This is a genomic window from Leifsonia sp. 71-9, assembly GCF_001898805.1.
GTDB lineage: Bacteria > Actinomycetota > Actinomycetes > Actinomycetales > Microbacteriaceae > Leifsonia.
In genome coordinates, this window is sequence record NZ_MKVJ01000010.1 from 94,959 (window position 1) to 112,079 (window position 17,121).

The following is a 17,121-nucleotide window of genomic DNA, read 5'->3' on the forward strand; positions in this document are numbered from 1 at the left end:
GCCGTCATCGCCACGCTCAAGCCGTCCCGGATCGTCGTGGTCGGAGGCCCGACGGTGATGCCCGACAGCCTGGTGGCGGCGTTCGGCTCCCTCGCGCCCACGACCAGGGTCTCCGGAGCCGATCGGTTCGCGACCGCCGCGGCCGTGGCCGACTTCGCCTTCCCGGAGTCGACGAGCGCGCTCCTGGCGTCGGGTTCCGGATTCGCCGACGCGCTGAGCGGCGTCGTCCTCGCTGCGAAGCAGAAGGCGCCGATCTACCCGATGCCGTGGGGCTGTGTCTCCGGGCCGCTGCGCGCGAAGCTCGCGGCGGGCACGGTCACGGCCGTCACGGTCGTGGGAGGCCCGGCGGTCATGCATCCCGGGCTGGACACGCTCGAACACTGCTGATCCCGGGCGCGGGATGCACGAGGGCCGGGTGGACGTCGTCCACCCGGCCCTTGCGCGTCCCCGCGGCCGGATCCTGCCTCACATCGTTCCCGCTCCGTGCCGGTCAACGCCGGAAATAACCACATCATCTAGTGTTCGGCGTGTCGCGCCGCCCCTATATGTAGTGTTAACGCTCCGGCATCCCGTTGACATGAAAGGCGCAGGACATGAGCATCGTCGTCTACAGCAAGCCCGCGTGCGTGCAGTGCACAGCCACCTACACGGCCCTCGATCGGAAGGGCATCGAGTACCGGGTGGTCGACGTCACCACCGACGACGCCGCGCTCGCCGCGGTGCGCGCGCTGGGCTACGCGCAGGCGCCCGTCGTCGTGACCGACGACGAGCACTGGTCCGGCTTCCGGCCCGATCTGATCGGACGGGTCGCGACGAAGCTCGGGAAGTGACCCGTGCCGTGAGCGGTCTCGTCTACTTCTCGTCCGTGTCGGAGAACACGCACCGCTTCGTGACGAAGCTCGGCGTGCCGGCGCAGCGCATCCCGCTGCGGGCGCACGAGCCGAGCCTGCACGCGACCGAGCCGTTCGTGCTCGTCCTCCCCACCTACGGCGGGGGAGAGGACCGGGCGGCCGTTCCCAAGCAGGTCATCCGCTTCCTCAACGACGACGGCAATCGTCGCCTCCTGCGCGGCGTGATCGGCGCAGGCAACACCAACTTCGGGGCCGCCTACGGCATCGCCGGCGACATCGTCGCGGCGAAATGCGGCGTGCCCCACCACTACCGCTTCGAGCTCTTCGGCACCGCCGAGGACGTCGCCGCGGTCCAGAACGGATTGGAGACACTGTGGCGACACTGACCGCCGACACCCTGACCGCCGACGCGCTGACCGCGGACGCTCCCGCGGCCGACTACCACGCGCTCAACGCGATGCTGAACCTGTACGACGAGGACGGACGGATCCAGTTCGAGCGGGATCACGAGGCGGCGCGCGAGTACTTCCGCCAGCACATCCTGCCGAACAGCCTCCGCTTCGACTCCGTCGCGCAGCGCCTCGCCTACCTGGTCGACAACGACTACTACGACCCGGAGGTGCTCGACCGCTATCCGGTCGCCGCCGTCGAACGCCTCACGTCCCGTGCGGAGTCGCACCGCTTCCGGTTCGCGACCTTCCTCGGCGCGTTCAAGTTCCACACCTCCTACGCCCTCAAGAGCTTCGACGGCGGCAGCTATCTCGAGCGCTTCGAGGACCGCGTCGTGATGGTCGCGCTCACCCTCGCGGCCGGGGACGAGGAGTTCGCCGGGCGCCTCGTGGACGAGATGATGGCGGGCCGGTTCCAGCCGGCGACGCCGACCTTCCTCAACGCGGGCAAGGCGCAGCGGGGCGAGCTGGTCTCCTGCTTCCTGCTGCGCATGGAGGACAACATGGAGTCCATCGGCCGCGGGATCACCTCGGCGCTGCAGCTCTCCAAGCGCGGTGGCGGCGTCGCCCTGCTGCTCTCCAACATCCGGGAGGCGGGCGCTCCCATCAAGCAGGTGCGCAACCAGTCCTCCGGCGTGATCCCCGTGATGAAGCTGCTCGAGGACTCGTTCAGCTACGCCAACCAGCTCGGTGCGCGGCAGGGCGCCGGTGCGGTGTACCTCAGCGCGCACCATCCCGACATCCTGCGCTTCCTCGACACCAAGCGCGAGAACGCGGACGAGAAGATCCGCATCAAGACGCTGTCGCTCGGCGTCGTGGTGCCCGACATCACGTTCGAGCTCGCGCGCGACAACCGGCCGATGCACCTGTTCAGCCCGTACGACGTGGAGCGCGTCTACGGGGTGCCGTTCGGCGACATCGCGGTGAGCGAGAGGTACGACGAGCTGGTCGCCGATCCGCGCATCCGGAAGACCACCATCGACGCGCGCGCGTTCTTCCAGACGCTGGCCGAGATCCAGTTCGAGTCCGGCTATCCGTACATCGTGTTCGAGGACACGGTGAATCGCGCGAACCCGATCGCAGGGCGCATCAACATGTCGAACCTGTGCTCCGAGATCCTGCAGGTGAACAGCCCCAGCACCTACTCCGACGACCTCTCGTACCAGCACGTCGGCACGGACATCTCGTGCAACCTCGGCTCCCTGAACATCGCGATGGCGATGGACTCGCCCGACTTCGGGCTGACCGTGGAGACCGCGGTCCGCGCTCTCTCGGCCGTCTCGGATCAGAGCCGGCTGTCGGCCGTGCCGTCGGTCGAGCGCGGCAACGACAGCGCCCACGCCATCGGGCTCGGCCAGATGAACCTGCACGGCTACCTGGCGCGGGAGCGCATCCACTACGGCAGCGCTGAGGGGATCGACTTCACGAACATCTACTTCTGCACGGTGCTGTTCCACGCCCTCCGCGCCTCCAACCGCATCGCGATCGAGCGCCGCGAGACGTTCGGCGGCTTCGCCGAGTCGGCGTACGCCTCCGGCGCGTTCTTCGAGAAGTACACCGACCGGGCGTGGGAGCCGGCGACGGATCGCGTGCGGGCGCTCTTCGCGGAGGCGGGCGTGAGCATCCCGACGATCGCGGAGTGGGAGGCGCTGCGCGACAGCGTGCGCGAGCACGGGCTCTACAACCAGAACCTGCAGGCCGTGCCGCCCACCGGCTCGATCTCATACATCAACAACGCGACGTCCTCCATCCACCCGATCGCCTCGAAGGTCGAGATCCGCAAGGAAGGCAAGCTCGGCCGGGTCTACTACCCGGCGCCGTTCCTCACGAACGACAACCTCGAGTACTACCGCGACGCGTACGAGATCGGGCCCGAGAAGATCATCGACACCTATGCCGCGGCCACCCAGCACGTGGACCAGGGGCTGTCGCTCACCCTGTTCTTCCCCGACACCGCCACGACCCGGGACATCAACCGGGCGCAGATCCACGCCTGGCGGTCGGGGGTGAAGTCCATCTACTACGTGCGCATCCGGCAGCTCGCCCTGGAGGGCACGGAGGTCGAGGGCTGCGTCAGCTGCATGCTCTGACCCCTGCGCGTCGTGCGCGGCCGGCACGAATCACACGATCCACACCAACGAACGAGGAGAACCATGACCGAGAAGGTCGCGCTCATCCGGCGCGTCGACGCCATCAACTGGAACAGGGTGGAGGACGAGAAGGACGTCGAGGTGTGGAACCGCCTCACCGCCAACTTCTGGCTGCCCGAGAAGGTACCGCTCTCGGGCGACGTGCAGTCCTGGGCGACGCTCACCCCCGAGCAGCAGACGCTGACCATGCGGGTGTTCACCGGGCTGACCCTGCTCGACACCATCCAGGGCACGGTCGGCGCCGTTTCGCTCATCCCCGACTCCCTCACCCCGCACGAGGAGGCCGTCTACACGAATATCGCGTTCATGGAGTCGGTGCACGCCAAGAGCTACTCGTCGATCTTCTCCACCCTCGCCTCCACTCCCGAGATCGACGCGGCGTTCGACTGGTCGACCGAGAACGAGGCGCTGCAGAAGAAGGCGCGCATCGTGCTCGACTACTACACCGGCGACGACCCGCTGAAGCGCAAGGTGGCATCGACCCTGCTGGAGTCGTTCCTGTTCTACTCCGGCTTCTACCTGCCGATGTACTGGTCGAGCCGGGCCACGCTCACCAACACGGCCGACCTCATCCGGCTGATCATCCGCGACGAGGCCGTGCACGGCTACTACATCGGCTACAAGTACCAGCGCGGGCTGGAGCGGGTGGGGGAGCGCCAGCGCCAGGAGCTGAAGGACTATACCTACTCGCTCCTCCAGGACCTGTACGAGAACGAACTGGAGTACACGGCCGACCTCTACGACGGCGTCGGGCTCACGGACGACGTGACCAAGTTCCTCGCCTACAACGCGAACAAGGCGTTGATGAACCTCGGCTATGAGGCGCTCTTCCCGGCCGCGGCGACCGCCGTGAACCCCGCCATCCTGTCCGCCCTCTCGCCCAACGCCGACGAGAACCACGACTTCTTCTCGGGGTCGGGGTCGTCGTACGTCATCGGGACGGCGGTGGAGACGGAGGACGAGGACTGGGCGTTCTGAGGGGGAGGGCGAGCTGCACCCGAGCAGCTCGCCCTCCGGCGAACACCACGTGAATTCCGTCCGAAGTTCTGCTTGCATTTCTTTTGTTCGTAAGCTTTACTAACAAACATGACCACGACGAAGACGCAGGGAACGGGAGCCGCTACGGCTGCCTCCGCCACCGCGGAATCGACCGTGGTCCCGAGGGTCGTGGCCGTGCATGGTGCGCCCGTCGCCGGCACCGCGACCGGCGCGACCGGTGCCGGCGTCACCGGCGCGGGGCTCGTCCCGGGACGCGCGCTGCGACCGCGGGCCAAGGTGCTCCCGGAGCACGCCCGCAGCCACAACCGGTCGCTCGTCCTCCAGACGCTGTACCGCTCGGGGGAGCTCAGCCGCGCCGACATCGCCCGCGAGACCGGCCTGACCCGCGTCACCGTGTCCGACCTGGTCGCCGAGCTGATCGCCGAATGGCTGGTCGTCGAGCTGGGGCAGCGGGAGTCCGCCCGTCCCGGCAAGCCCGCCGTGCTCCTCGACATCAACCGGACCGCGCACCAGATCATCGGCGTCGACCTCAGCGACCACGACCGTTTCCGCGGCGCGGTGATGGACCTCGACGGCGCGATCCTCGCCTCGGCGGAGGTGCCGCTGGAAGGCGCGACCGGCGACGCGGCCACCGCGAAGGTCCGGCGGCTCGTCGACGACCTCGTCCGGCTCGCGACCGCGCCGGTGCTCGGCATCGGCGTCGGCTCGCCCGGTGTGGTCGACCTCGCCGGCACCATCCTCACCGCCCCCAACCTCGGCTGGCACGGTCTCGCCCTGCAGGCGGAGCTCCAGGCTGCGACGGGCCTCCCCGTGATCGTCGCCAACGACGCCAACGCCGCGGTGCTCGCGGAGCACAGCTACGGCGGAGCGACCGGCGACCTGATGCTGATCCGCGTGGGCCACGGTATCGGCGCCGGGCTGATCGTCGCCGGTGCCCTCGTCTACGGCAGCCACTTCGCCGCGGGCGAGATCGGTCAGGTTATGGTCGGGACGGACCTCGGGCTCGAGGCCACCTACAGCCGCGACCAGGTGCTGGAGCACTGGCTCAGCGTCCCGCAGCTGCGCAACGGCATCGCCGAGGCCCAGGCCTCCGGTGCGGACGTCACACCGGCCCTCCGTGAGGCCGGCCAGCGGCTCGGCATCGCCCTCGCCCCCGTCGTGGGCGCCCTCAACCTGTCGGAGATCGTGCTCAGCGGCCCGACCGACCTTCTCGATGGTCCCCTCGCCGAGGCGACCATCCACACGCTCCGGAGCCGGACGATGGCCGAGAACCACGCCGACCTCGCGCTCCGGATGACCACGCAGGGGCAGGACATCGTCCTGCGCGGCGCGGCCGTACTCGTCCTCTCCGGACGGCTCGGGGTCTCGTAACACAGCAATCCGGATCCACCGACCCCTGCACCACGGTGTGGCAACCGCACACACTGACCACCTGAACAAAGCCCGATCATTTTTGAAAGGACAGTGCAATGAAGAGAAAGCTCGTCGGCCTCGCCGCTGTGGCTACAGCTTCCGCTCTCGTGCTCGCGGGATGCGCCTCCGGCGGATCATCGGCGCCCAGCACCGACGGGAAGGGCAAGACGGTCACCCTGTGGCTGGTCGGCTCCGACACCCCGGATGCGCTGCGCACCTACCTCAAGACCGAGTTCAACAAGGAGACCGGCGCGACGCTCAAGATCGAGCAGCAGGACTGGGGCGACATCGTCACCAAGCTCACCACGGCCCTCCCGGACGCGAACAACACCCCGGACGTGACCGAGATGGGCAACACCCAGTCCCCGACGTTCACCAACGTCGGCGCGTTCCTCGACATCTCCGACGAGTACAAGGACCTCGGCGGCGACAAGCTGCTGCAGTCCTTCGTCGACGCCGGAAAGGTCGACGGCAAGAACTACACGCTGCCGTACTACTTCGGCTCGCGCTACATGTTCTACCGCAAGGACGTCTACTCCGCGGCCGGCGCCACCGTGCCGACCACGCTCGACCAGTTCAACACCACGGTCGCCGACATCACCGCGAAGAACCCGAAGGCGATCCCGAACTTCTCCGGCTTCTTCCTCGGCGGTCAGGACTGGCGCGACGGCATCTCCTGGATCTTCGCCAACGGCGGGGACATCGCCAAGAAGCAGGGCGACAAGTGGGTGGCCACGCTGGACTCCGAGGGTTCGCTGAAGGGCCTGCAGCAGCTGCAGGACATCTACAAGAACGCCTCCAAGGCGCCGAACGACGCCAAGGACTCGAACCAGTACATCTACCTGAACGACAGCGACCAGACGGTCGACGCCACCGGCAACAAGACCGGTGACACGTCGCTCGCCGCCGCGACGATCATGGCGCCGGGATGGGCGCACTGGTCGATCGGCGACCTGTCCGAGAAGGACGGCAAGCCGGTCCGCACCTGGAACGACCAGACGTTCGGCACGTTCGTCCTGCCGGGCAACGACGGCAAGCCCGCCCCGGTCTTCGCCGGCGGATCGAACATCGGCATCTCGGCCAAGTCCAAGAACCCGGGCCTGTCCAAGACCCTCCTGAAGATCATCTTCTCGAAGGAGTACCAGGAGATGCTCGGCAAGAACGGCCTCGGCCCGGCGAACTCGGACTACATGTCCTCGCTCGGCGACGACCAGTTCGCGAAGGCGCTCATCGAGTCCGCGTCCAACTCCAAGCTCACCCCGGCCGCGCCGGGCTGGGCCAAGGTCGAGGCCGCGAACGTCATGGAGGAGTTCTTCTCCAAGATCCGCGACGCGTCCGACCTGAAGGCGCTCGCCCAGGAGTACGACACGAAGATCGACGCACTCCTCAACGAGAAGAACTAGTCGTTCCCTCTCGCAACACCTAGCAGGTGAGGGCGCGGAAGGCACCCCTTCCGCGCCCTCGCTCCTGCCCCCATGATTCTCGGAAGGAGGACCGACGTGACCACCACCCAGCAGACCCCCGCGGCGACCGGCCGCCCGGCCCGCCCGGCGCGCTCGCCGAAGCAGGGAGCCCCCCGCCCCCGCAAGCGCCAGCTCGCGCCCTACATGCTGCTGCTGCCGGCCATCGCCATCCTGCTGCTCGCACTCGGTTACCCGATCGTGTGGCAGGTCATCACCTCGATGCAGCACTTCGGGCTCGCCCAGCAGTTCGGCCAGCCCGCCCCGTTCGTGTGGTTCCAGAACTACATCACCCTGTTCTCCGACCCCTACATGTGGATCGTCGTCGGCCGGTCGATCGCGTTCTGCCTCGTCACCGCCGCCGTGACCGTGATCATCGGCGTCGGGCTCGCCCTGCTGATGACCGGTGTCAACGCCGTCGTTCGCGTCATCCTCCAGATCGCCCTGCTGCTCGCCTGGGCCATGCCGGTCGTCGCCGCGATGACCGTCTGGAACTGGCTGTTCGACTGGCGCCGCGGCCTCATCAACAACGTGCTGAGCTCCTGGGGCCTCGACTTCCAGGGTCACAACTGGCTGCAGAACCCGCTCTCGTTCTTCTTCGTCGCCATGATCATCGTGGTGTGGATGAGCGTCCCGTTCGTCGCCTTCTCGGTCTACGCCGGCCTGACCCAGGTCTCCGGCGAGGTGCTCGAGGCCGCGCAGATGGACGGCGCCAAGGGCTTCCAGCGGCTGCGCTACATCATCCTGCCGATGATCCGGCCGGTGCTCGGGATCGTGCTGCTGCTCCAGATCATCTGGGACCTGCGCGTCTTCACCCAGATCAAGCTCCTGCAGGACAAGGGCTCCATCGCCAGCGAGACCAACCTGCTCGGCACCTACATCTACCAGCTCGGCGTCGGATCGAGCGACTTCGCGATGGCCAGCGCCGTCTCGGTGTTCGTCCTGATCCTGACCGTCGCCCTGAGCTGGTTCTACGTCCGCTCGCTGATCAAGGAGGACGAGTCGTGACCACCGCGTCCACCGCATCCGCCACCGCCGCCACCGCGGCACCCGCCCGCAAGCTGCGCCAGAAGGTGCGGCCCTCCCGCATCGTGCTCGGCGTCGTCGCAATCGTCCTCGCCCTGATCTGGGTCTTCCCGGTCTACTGGATGGTCAACTCGTCCCTCCTGCCGAACGTGGTGCTGCAGAACTCCACGCCCACGTGGCTGCCGTTCGGCGGCTCGTTCGACAACTTCACCGCGGTCATCGACGGGGGCACGTTCTTCCCGGCGCTCGGGATGAGCCTCACCATCGCGCTCATCACGGTCGTCGTGTGCCTCGCCTTCGCCTTCCTCGCCGCACTCGCCATCAGCCGGTTCCGCTTCCGCGGCCGCACGTCGTTCGTGCTCGCCGTGCTGCTGATCCAGATGCTGCCGGCGGAGGGCCTGTTCATCGCGCAGTACAAGCTGATGGGGAGCCTCGGCCTCCTGAACAGCGTCATCGGCGTCAGCATCCTCTACATCGCGGCCGTCGTGCCGTTCACGATCTGGATGCTGCGCGGCTTCGTCGCCGGCATCCCGGCCGACCTCGAGGAGGCCGCCATGGTGGACGGTCTCAGCCGCACCCAGGCGTTCCTGCGGATCACCTTCCCGCTCCTCGCCCCGGGTCTCGTCGCCTCCGGCGTCTACGCGTTCCTCCAGGCGTGGAACGAGTTCACGGTCGCCCTCGTCATCCTGCAGGAGAACAGCAGCCAGACGCTGCCGCTCTGGCTGCGCGGCTTCATCCAGCAGTCCGCCTCCCGCGCCACCGACTGGGGCCAGGTCATGGCCGCCTCGACCCTCGTCGCGGTGCCGGTGATCATCTTCTTCCTCATCGTGCAGGGCCGGATGACCAGCGGGCTCGTCAGCGGGGCGGTGAAGGGGTGACCGGCACGGCCGCCGCCGAACCCCGCCTCCTCGACCCCCGCCTCGCCCGCCGCATCGCCGCGACCCTCCTCCCCGGATTCGTCGGCACGACACTGCCGGGCTGGCTGGAGCGACGGCTGCGGGACGGCCTCGGCGGCGTGTGCGTGTTCGGCCCGAACATCGTGTCCGCAGAGCAGCTGCGGGCACTGACCGACGCGATCTACGCGGCGAACCCCGAGGCGATCGTGGCTATCGACGAGGAGGGCGGCGACGTCACCCGCCTCTACTACGCCACCGGATCGCCCTACCCGGGCAACGCCGTGCTCGGCCGCCTCGGCGACGCCGAGCGCACCGAGCAGGTCGCCGCCCGTGTCGGGGCCGAGCTGCGCGCGGTCGGTGTGAACCTCGACTTCGCCCCCGACGTCGACATCAACTCCAACCCGGACAACCCGGTGATCGGCGTGCGCAGCTTCGGCGTCTCGCCGGCCGTGGTGGCCGAGCAGGGCGCCGCCTGGGTGCGCGGCCTCCAGTCGGCCGGCGTCGCGGCCTGCGCGAAGCACTTCCCCGGTCACGGGGACACCGCGCAGGACTCGCACCTCGCGCTGCCCGTGGTCGATCTGTCGGCCGCCGAGCTGCGCGAGCGCGAGCTGGTGCCGTTCCGTGCCGCGGTGGAGGCGGGCACCCGCACCGTCATGACCTCCCACATCCTCCTGCCGCAGCTGGACGCGGCCCTGCCCGCCACCTTCAGCCACCCGATCGTCGAGGGGTTGCTGCGCGGAGAGCTCGGATTCGACGGACTCGTCGTCACGGACGCGCTCGACATGCTCGGCGCGAGCGGCGAGCGGGGCATCCCGGAGGCCGCCGTCCTGGCGCTCGCCGCCGGCTGCGACCTGCTGTGCCTCGGCACCGAGAACACCGACGAGCAGCTGACGGCCATCGTCGAGGCGGTCGCGGACGCGATCGCCGCAGGCCGGCTGACCGTCGAGCGCGTCGAGGAGGCGGCCGGTCGTGTGATCGGCCTGGCCGCAGAACTCCGTGCGGACGTGGAGCCCGCGCAGGCAGGCTCCGCGTCGTCCGGCGCGCTCGTGATCGATCCGGTCGAAGCGCGCGCGATCGTCCCGGCCTTCGAGCTGTCGGATGCGGCGCGTTCCTGGCTCCGGGATGGCCGCAGGGCCTCGGGCGTCGTCCGGCTCGAGACCGTCGCGAACATCGCGGTCGGCACGGCCCCGTGGGGCCCCTTCGCCGAGACCGCGACCGGTGCGGAGGACGGGGCCGCCGCTGCGTTCGCCGCGCTGCCCGTCGTCGAGGTCACCGAGGAGGACTCCGCGCCGACGAGTCTCCCCGACGGCCCGGTGATCGTGATCGGCAAGGACAACCACCGGCACGCGTTCGCCCGCGAGACGATCGACCGGCTCCGCGCGGAACGCGGCGACGTGCTCGTGGTCGACATGGGCTGGCCCGCCGACGACCGCCGCTACGCCGACATCGCGACGTTCGGCGCCTCCCGTCTGCTCGGCCGCGCCCTCCTCGACCTCCTCGGCCCCGGCTCATGAGGCTCGGGATCGACATCGGCGGCACCAAGACCGACGCGGTCGCCGTCGACGAGAGCGGTGTGCTCGCTCATCGCATCCGGCTCGTCACCGGTTTCGGCAGCCCCGCCGTCGTGGAGACGGCCCTCACGGCCGTCGCGCGCATCGGGGAGCTGACCGGCATCGACGCCCCCGGCTTCGCCTCGATCGGCATCGGCATCCCCGGGCTGGTCGACACCGCGTCCGGGGAGGTCGCGCACGCCGTCAACCTCGGTGTGGACCGCCTGCCCCTCGGCGGCGAGCTCGCCGAGCGGCTCGGGGTGCGCGTTCGCGTGGAGAACGACGTCAAGGCCGCCGCGCTCGGCGCCTACGACGTGCTCGGCCTGAACGGCACGATGGCCTACCTCAACCTCGGCACCGGGATGGCCGCCGGGATCGTCGTGGACGGCCGGCTGTGGCGCGGCGCCTCTGGCATCGCCGGCGAGATCGGGCACATCCCGATCGACCCCGCGGGCGCCGAGTGCGCGTGCGGGCAGCGCGGCTGCCTCGAGACCGTGGCCAGCGGGTCGGGCATCGCCCGCCAGTGGCGCACCGACGACGTGCTGCCGGCCCGCTCGCTGTTCCAGGCGGCCGCCGCCGGGGACGGCGAAGCGCAGGCGATCAAGGATAGGCTGGCCGAGGGCATCGCTGCCGCAGTGCGCGTCCTGGTGCTGGCCGTCGACGTCGACACCGTGGTGATCGGTGGCGGCCTCAGTCATCTGGGCGACCCGCTGCTCGGCGACGTCCACGAGGTGCTCGAGGACTGGGAGCGGACATCGCCGTTCCTCGCCTCGCTCGCGCTGCCCAAGCGTGTGCGCCTCGTCCCACCAGGATCACCCATCGCCGCCCTCGGGGCCGCGATCGTAGGAGGAACGAATGGCTGAAGTCGTCGTCGTCAAGGATCAGGCCGCCGCGGGCGCCCTGGCCGCCGAGAGCATCGTCGACCTGATCTCCGGCAAGCCGGACGCGGTGCTCGGACTCGCGACCGGGTCGACACCGCTGCCCGTGTACCGGGCGCTGGCGTCGCTGATCTCCGAGCGCGGCGTCGACGTCTCGCACGTGCGCGGGTACGCGCTCGACGAGTACGTGGGCCTGCCCGCCGGGCACCCCGAGTCGTACCGGTCGGTCATCCACCGCGAGGTCGTCGAGCCGCTGGGCCTGACGCCCTCCCTCATCCACGTGCCCAACGGCGCGCGGGAGACCATCGAGCACGCCGGCGCCGACTACGAGAAGGCCATCGCCGAGTCGGGCGGGGTCGACGTGCAGATCCTCGGCATCGGCACCGACGGTCACATCGGCTTCAACGAGCCCGGCTCGTCGTTCGCCTCGGTCACCCGGGTGAAGACGCTGACCGAGCAGACCCGCAAGGACAACGCCCGCTTCTTCGACTCCGAGGACGACGTGCCGATGCACTGCATCACGCAGGGCCTCTCCACCATCCTCAAGGCCCGCCACCTGCTGCTCCTCGCGTTCGGCGAGGGCAAGGCGGAGGCGCTGGCCGATGCGGTGGAGGGACCGATCTCGGCCTCCAACCCGGGCTCGGCCATCCAGCTGCACCCGCGCGTCACCGTGCTGGTCGACGAAGCCGCGGCCTCGCACCTGCGCAACCTCGACTACTACCGCTACGCCTACGCGAACAAGCCGGCCTGGCAGAAGCTGTAGGACGCACCCGCGTCCACCGGAACTCCGGAGATCGGACCCGGCACGCAGCGATCCACCGTTCGAACGGGGAGCGCCCCACGTGTCGTGACCGGCCTCCGGAGTTCCGGCGTTTCGAGCCGGTGTTGCAGAACCGGTGCGGGCCGGGGTCAGCTCAGGATGCGGCCGTCGGCGACCACGGTGCGCACGTGCCACTCGTGGTCGAGCACGACCGCGTCGGCGGCGTAGCCGCTCTGCAGGCGCCCGAAGCGGTGGCCCTCGCCGAGGACCGTGGCCGGCGTGTGCGTCAGCGCCGTGACCGCGTGCACCGGGTCGAGGCCGACCTGGCCGACGGCGACGCGCAGGGCCGCATCCTGCGTCAGGGTCGAGCCCGCGATGGTGGACGTGCCGGAGAGCACGGCGAGACCGTCCTTGACGGTGACGTTCAGCCCGCCGAGCCGGTAGTCTCCGTCGGACGCGCCCGCTGCGGCCATCGCGTCGGTCACCAGCGCGACCCGGCCCGGGGCGGCGGTGAAGAGCAGCCGCGCCACCGAGGGGTGCACGTGGAGGCTGTCGAGGATGAGCTCCAGCGTCACCTCGGGGTTGTCGATCGCGGCCATGACCGGGCCCGGCGCGCGGTGGTGGATGCCGTTCATCGCGTTGAACGCGTGCGTGAGCAGGCGCGCGCCCACCTCGAACGCGCGCGCCGCCTGGTCGTAGTCCGCGGCGGTGTGGCCGACGCCGACGACGACGCCCGCCTCGATCAGCACGCCGATCGCCTCCAGCGCGTTCGGCAGCTCGGGAGCGATGGTGGCGGTGCGGAGCGTGCCGCGGGCCGCGCCGATCAGCTCCTCGACGGTGGCCGGCCCCGGCTCGCGGAGGAAGTCGGCGTCGTGCGCACCGCGCCGCTCCACGGCGAGGAACGGGCCTTCGAGGTGCGAGCCGAGCACGAGCGGGTCCGCGTGGGCCAGGTCGGCGACGATCGAGAGGCTCTCGCGCAGCGAGGCGAGGGGATTGGCGACGTGCGAGACGAGGGAGCGCGTCGTGCCGTGCGCGCGATGCGTCGCCAGGGCTGCGAGCATCTCCTCCGGGCCGTCGTCGTACGGGTGACCGCCGCCGCCGTGGCAGTGGAGGTCGATGAAGCCGGGCGTGAGCCAATGCCCGCCCGCGTCGATCACGGTCGCGCCGGGAGCGCGGGCCGCCTCGTGCCACCCCGTGCCGGAACCGGTGGCGACGATCGTGCCGCCGTCGGCGACCAGCCAGAACTCGTCGACCAGCCCGTCCGCATCCACTTTGCGGGCGTCATGGACGACGAGCGCGGTCACGAGAGCTCGCGTCGCCCGTTGATCACGCCGCTGACGGTCGCGATGACCGCGAAGACCACCGCGACGATCGGCTGACCGAGGTCCCACCAGGCGAACGCCGCCGCGCCCATCACGAGCACCTCGACCAGCGCCTTGACGAACACGTCGACGTGCAGCACGGCCTTGGGGGAGCGGAAGAGCGCCCACAGCAGGATGGCCACGACCGGTGTCGCGATGCCGAACACGATGTTCCAGGGCAGCGGCCACGCGACGAATCCCCAGATGCCGAGCGAGACCACGGCGAAGAGCTCGAGCACGAACCGGAGGATGTCGTTGGGTCCGATCCGGAGGCGGGCCTGCTGGTCTTGCGCGGAAGTCACCACGCCATTCTACCGGCGGGCCTCAGCGGAAGATGATGGTGCGGGCGCCGTCGAGCAGCACGCGGTCCTCCGCGAACCACTTGACCGCCTGGGTGAGCGTGCGGCTCTCTTCGTCCTGGCCGATCGCGACGAGCTGCTGCACCGTCTGCGAGTGATCGACGCGCACCACGTTCTGCTCGATGATCGGGCCCTCGTCCAGGTCGCTGGTCACGAAGTGCGCGGTCGCGCCGATCAGCTTCACGCCGCGCGCGTGCGCCTGGCGGTAGGGGTTGGCGCCCTTGAAGCCGGGGAGGAACGAGTGGTGGATGTTGATCGCGCGGCCGGCGAGCTTCTCGCACAGCTCGGGGGAGAGGATCTGCATGTAGCGGGCCAGGACGACGAGCTCGATGTCGTGCTCCTCGACCGCGGCGAGCACGCGCGCCTCGAACGCGGCCTTGGACTCCGCGTCGGTCACGGCCTGCGACTCGAACGGGACGCCGTAGAAGCCGGCGAGGTCGCGCAGCGTGCCGTGGTTGGAGAGCACGAGGGGGATCTCGATCGGCAGCTGTCCCGCGCGCTGGCGGAAGAGGAGGTCGTTGAGGCAGTGCGCGGCGGTGGACGCGAGCACGAGGGTGCGCAGGGGGCGACCGACGTAGTCGACGTTGTGCGACATCCCGAACCGCTCGACGACGGGCGCGAGGGCGCTCTCGAACTCCTCGCGGCTCGCGCCCGACTCCACCTGGAGCCGCATGAAGAAGCGGCCGGTGTCGAGGCTGGCGAACTGCTGGCTCTCGGTGATGTTGCCGCGCGCGGAGACGATCGCCCCGCTGACGGCGTGCACGATCCCCGGCTGGTCGGCGCAGCTGAAGGTCAGCACCCAGTGATTGGCCTGGCCGGGGGTCTCGGAGGTCGCGGTCATCGGCTCAGGATATCGTCCCGCGAGGGCTGCTCCGTGTCGCCGACCGCTGTTGACGGGGCGGGGCGCGTGCACTTGGATCGGTGCATGACCAGCACCGGCGAGGACGCGCCCGACCGGGCGCCCGCCTCCCTCCCCGCGCCCGGCTCGGCGTTCGGCGTCGAGCTCAACGGGCTCAACACGATCGACGAGAGCGAGCGCACAGGCCGCGCGAGCGGGCTCTTCTGGCCGTGGTTCGGCGCCAACGTGTCCGTGTTCGGGCTCAGCTACGGCTCCTTCCTGCTCGGGTTCGGGATCTCGTTCTGGCAGGCGACGATCGTCGGCGTCGTCGGGATCGTCGCCTCCTTCCTGCTGTGCGGCATCATCGCGCTCGCGGGCAAACGGGGCTCGGCGCCCACGATGGTGCTGAGCCGGGCTGTCTTCGGCGTGCGGGGCAACCGCGTCCCGTCGCTGCTCTCGTGGCTGCTCACGGTGGGCTGGGAGACCGTGCTCACCGCGCTGGCGGTGCTGGCGACCGCGACCGTGTTCGAGCGCCTCGGCTGGGAGGGCGGGGTCGTCACCAAGCTCGTCGCTCTGATCGTGGTGGTCGCGCTGGTCGTGGTCGGCGGCGTGATCGGCTTCCACCTGATCATGCGGATGCAGATGGTCATCACGATCGTCACCGGAGTGCTCACGCTGTTCTACATCGCGCTGGCGCTCGGCCACATCGACCTCGGTGCGGTCGGGGCGCTGCCCGTCGGAGACGCGCCGCATGTGATCGGCGGCTTCGTGTTCATGCTCACCGGCTTCGGCCTCGGCTGGGTGAACGCGGCGGCCGACTACTCGCGCTACCTGCCCCGCTCGACGCGCAGCGGCGGGGTGGTGGGATGGACGACCTTCGGCTCGTCCCTGGCGCCGGTCCTGCTCCTGGTCTTCGGCATCCTGCTCGCCGGTTCGTCGAGCTCGCTGTCGGAGGCCATCGCCGCCGACCCGATCGGCGCGCTCGCATCCCTCCTGCCGACCTGGTTCCTCGTGCCGTTCGTGATCGTCGCGGTGCTCGGCCTGGTGGGCGGCGCGGTGCTCGACATCTACTCGTCCGGGCTCGCCCTCCTCAGCGTGGGCGTGCGCGTGCCCCGGTACGTCGCCGCGGGCATCGACGGGGTGATCATGACGGCCGGCGCGATCTATGTCGTGTTCTTCGCGGGCGACTTCCTCGTGCCGTTCCAGGGCTTCCTCATCACCCTCGGCGTGCCGATCGCGGCCTGGTGCGGCATCTTCATCGCCGACATCGCCCTGCGCCGCCGCGACTACGCGGAGGCCGAGCTCTACGACCCGCGCGGCCGGTACGGATCCGTGCGCTGGCTGCCGATCGCGCTCATCGTGCTGGGCACGGCGATCGGCTGGGGGCTCGTCACGAACAGCGCCGCGTCCTGGCTGAGCTGGCAGGGCTACCTGCTCGGCCCGCTCGGCCTCGGCGGGACGACGGGCGCCTGGGCCGCCGCGAACCTCGGGGTGCTCATCGCCCTGGTGATCGGCTTCGCCGGCACCGGGCTCTTCTCGCGCGGCGCGATCCGGCGGCAGGAGGAGCGGTGAGCGCTCCCGTGCTCGTCGTCATCGACATGCAGGAGGTCTTCGCGAGCCCCGCGAGCGCCTGGTCGACGCCGGGCTTCCCCGATGCGGAGGTCGGGGTCGCCCGGCTGCTGCCCGCCTTCGGCGACCGCGTGGTCTTCACCCGTTTCACGGCGCCCGCCGAGCCGCACGGCGCCTGGGCGCGCTACTACGAGGACTGGCCCTTCGCGCTCGTCCCGCCGGACGATCCGCTTTACGACCTCGTGCCCGCCTTCCGCGACAGCGGGCACACCGACGTGACCGAGACGACCTTCGGCAAGTGGGGGAGAGGGCTGCGGGAGGCCATCGGCGGCGCGGACGAGATCGTGCTCGCCGGCGTCTCGACCGACTGCTGCGTGCTGTCGACGGCTCTCCCCGCCGCGGACGCCGGGGTGCGGGTGCGGGTGGCCGCCGACGCGTGCGCCGGGCTCACCGAGGTGGACCACCAGCGTGCGCTCGACGCGATGGCGCTCTACGCACCCCTCATCCGGATCGAGACCACCGAGTCGATCCTCGGGACATTCCGGTAGACTCTTCTGCGGTC

The 17,121-nt window shown here is 69.9% G+C and carries 17 protein-coding genes; 14 read left to right on the top strand and 3 right to left on the bottom strand.

What is annotated here, in order from left to right; all coding sequences use genetic code 11:
* The 12 genes from BGO91_RS05835 to nagB all read left to right on the top strand — a co-directional run.
* Nucleotides 1–387, top strand: a 387-nt coding sequence (locus BGO91_RS05835) for a cell wall-binding repeat-containing protein (RefSeq protein ID WP_290471913.1), incomplete at its 5' end; no start/stop codon positions are given.
* A gap of 206 nt (nucleotides 388–593) precedes the next feature.
* Complete coding sequence (gene nrdH / locus BGO91_RS05840) at nucleotides 594–830, top strand: glutaredoxin-like protein NrdH (protein ID WP_290471914.1); 237 nt, start codon at nucleotides 594–596, stop codon at nucleotides 828–830.
* Between the two features lie 8 nt (nucleotides 831–838).
* A complete protein-coding gene (gene nrdI / locus BGO91_RS05845) occupies nucleotides 839–1,237 on the top strand; it encodes a class Ib ribonucleoside-diphosphate reductase assembly flavoprotein NrdI (protein ID WP_290471960.1) in 399 nt (132 codons plus the stop codon).
* Complete coding sequence (gene nrdE, locus BGO91_RS05850) at nucleotides 1,234–3,390, top strand: class 1b ribonucleoside-diphosphate reductase subunit alpha (RefSeq protein ID WP_290471961.1); 2,157 nt, start codon at nucleotides 1,234–1,236, stop codon at nucleotides 3,388–3,390. Before nrdI ends, nrdE begins: the two co-directional genes overlap by 4 nt.
* A gap of 63 nt (nucleotides 3,391–3,453) precedes the next feature.
* A complete protein-coding gene (nrdF, locus tag BGO91_RS05855) occupies nucleotides 3,454–4,428 on the top strand; it encodes a class 1b ribonucleoside-diphosphate reductase subunit beta (protein WP_290471915.1) in 975 nt (324 codons plus the stop codon).
* A gap of 108 nt (nucleotides 4,429–4,536) precedes the next feature.
* Nucleotides 4,537–5,820 (top strand): ROK family transcriptional regulator, encoded by a 1,284-nt coding sequence (locus BGO91_RS05860; protein ID WP_290471916.1) that lies wholly within the window; start codon nucleotides 4,537–4,539, stop codon nucleotides 5,818–5,820.
* A gap of 98 nt (nucleotides 5,821–5,918) precedes the next feature.
* A complete protein-coding gene (locus BGO91_RS05865; RefSeq protein WP_290471917.1) occupies nucleotides 5,919–7,265 on the top strand; it encodes an extracellular solute-binding protein in 1,347 nt (448 codons plus the stop codon).
* A gap of 204 nt (nucleotides 7,266–7,469) precedes the next feature.
* Entirely contained in the window at nucleotides 7,470–8,330 is an 861-nt protein-coding gene (locus BGO91_RS05870) for a carbohydrate ABC transporter permease (protein ID WP_290471962.1), read from the top strand.
* The gene (locus BGO91_RS05875) at nucleotides 8,327–9,226 is read left to right on the top strand and encodes a carbohydrate ABC transporter permease (RefSeq protein WP_021762937.1); all 900 of its coding nucleotides are present in this window, start codon (nucleotides 8,327–8,329) and stop codon (nucleotides 9,224–9,226) included. The genes BGO91_RS05870 and BGO91_RS05875 overlap by 4 nt, the downstream gene beginning before the upstream one ends.
* The gene (locus BGO91_RS05880; protein ID WP_290471918.1) at nucleotides 9,223–10,758 is read left to right on the top strand and encodes a glycoside hydrolase family 3 N-terminal domain-containing protein; all 1,536 of its coding nucleotides are present in this window, start codon (nucleotides 9,223–9,225) and stop codon (nucleotides 10,756–10,758) included. Before BGO91_RS05875 ends, BGO91_RS05880 begins: the two co-directional genes overlap by 4 nt.
* On the top strand, nucleotides 10,755–11,657 hold the full coding sequence (locus BGO91_RS05885) for an ROK family protein (RefSeq protein ID WP_290471919.1): 903 nt from the start codon (nucleotides 10,755–10,757) through the stop codon (nucleotides 11,655–11,657). Before BGO91_RS05880 ends, BGO91_RS05885 begins: the two co-directional genes overlap by 4 nt.
* Nucleotides 11,650–12,435, top strand: coding sequence for a glucosamine-6-phosphate deaminase (gene nagB, locus BGO91_RS05890; RefSeq protein ID WP_290471920.1), 786 nt, complete (start codon nucleotides 11,650–11,652; stop codon nucleotides 12,433–12,435). The genes BGO91_RS05885 and nagB overlap by 8 nt, the downstream gene beginning before the upstream one ends.
* 146 nt (nucleotides 12,436–12,581) lie before the next feature.
* Here nagB and nagA read toward each other — a convergent pair whose 3' ends face one another.
* The 3 genes from nagA to purU are packed head-to-tail and all read right to left on the bottom strand — an operon-like array spanning nucleotide 12,582 to nucleotide 14,993.
* On the bottom strand, nucleotides 12,582–13,736 hold the full coding sequence (gene nagA, locus BGO91_RS05895; protein WP_290471921.1) for an N-acetylglucosamine-6-phosphate deacetylase: 1,155 nt from the start codon (nucleotides 13,734–13,736) through the stop codon (nucleotides 12,582–12,584).
* Nucleotides 13,733–14,095, bottom strand: a complete 363-nt coding sequence (locus BGO91_RS05900; protein ID WP_290471922.1) for a YrdB family protein — start codon at nucleotides 14,093–14,095, stop codon at nucleotides 13,733–13,735. Before BGO91_RS05900 ends, nagA begins: the two co-directional genes overlap by 4 nt.
* A 22-nt stretch (nucleotides 14,096–14,117) precedes the next feature.
* Nucleotides 14,118–14,993 carry a formyltetrahydrofolate deformylase gene (purU, locus tag BGO91_RS05905; protein WP_290471923.1) on the bottom strand — a complete coding sequence of 292 codons (876 nt, stop codon included), beginning with the start codon at nucleotides 14,991–14,993 and terminating at the stop codon, nucleotides 14,118–14,120.
* Between the two features lie 84 nt (nucleotides 14,994–15,077).
* On the opposite strand from purU, the gene BGO91_RS05910 reads away from it, so the two are divergent.
* Both BGO91_RS05910 and BGO91_RS05915 read left to right on the top strand, forming a co-directional pair.
* A complete protein-coding gene (locus BGO91_RS05910) occupies nucleotides 15,078–16,562 on the top strand; it encodes a cytosine permease (RefSeq protein ID WP_290471924.1) in 1,485 nt (494 codons plus the stop codon).
* Nucleotides 16,559–17,107 carry a cysteine hydrolase gene (locus BGO91_RS05915; protein WP_290471925.1) on the top strand — a complete coding sequence of 183 codons (549 nt, stop codon included), beginning with the start codon at nucleotides 16,559–16,561 and terminating at the stop codon, nucleotides 17,105–17,107. Before BGO91_RS05910 ends, BGO91_RS05915 begins: the two co-directional genes overlap by 4 nt.
* The last annotated feature ends 14 nt before the right edge of the window (nucleotides 17,108–17,121 follow it).

Bases quoted from the DNA above. Each gene is read 5' to 3' on its own strand.
- BGO91_RS05870 (WP_290471962.1), top strand. From the start codon at position 7,470: ATGCTGCTGCTGCCGGCCATCGCCATCCTGCTGCTCGCACTCGGTTAC.
- BGO91_RS05885 (WP_290471919.1), top strand. From the start codon at position 10,755: ATGAGGCTCGGGATCGACATCGGCGGCACCAAGACCGACGCGGTCGCC.
- BGO91_RS05865 (WP_290471917.1), top strand. From the start codon at position 5,919: ATGAAGAGAAAGCTCGTCGGCCTCGCCGCTGTGGCTACAGCTTCCGCT.
- BGO91_RS05860 (WP_290471916.1), top strand. From the start codon at position 4,537: ATGACCACGACGAAGACGCAGGGAACGGGAGCCGCTACGGCTGCCTCC.
- BGO91_RS05910 (WP_290471924.1), top strand. From the start codon at position 15,078: ATGACCAGCACCGGCGAGGACGCGCCCGACCGGGCGCCCGCCTCCCTC.
- purU (WP_290471923.1), bottom strand. From the start codon at position 14,993: ATGACCGCGACCTCCGAGACCCCCGGCCAGGCCAATCACTGGGTGCTG.
- nrdH (WP_290471914.1), top strand. From the start codon at position 594: ATGAGCATCGTCGTCTACAGCAAGCCCGCGTGCGTGCAGTGCACAGCC.
- nrdF (WP_290471915.1), top strand. From the start codon at position 3,454: ATGACCGAGAAGGTCGCGCTCATCCGGCGCGTCGACGCCATCAACTGG.
- nagB (WP_290471920.1), top strand. From the start codon at position 11,650: ATGGCTGAAGTCGTCGTCGTCAAGGATCAGGCCGCCGCGGGCGCCCTG.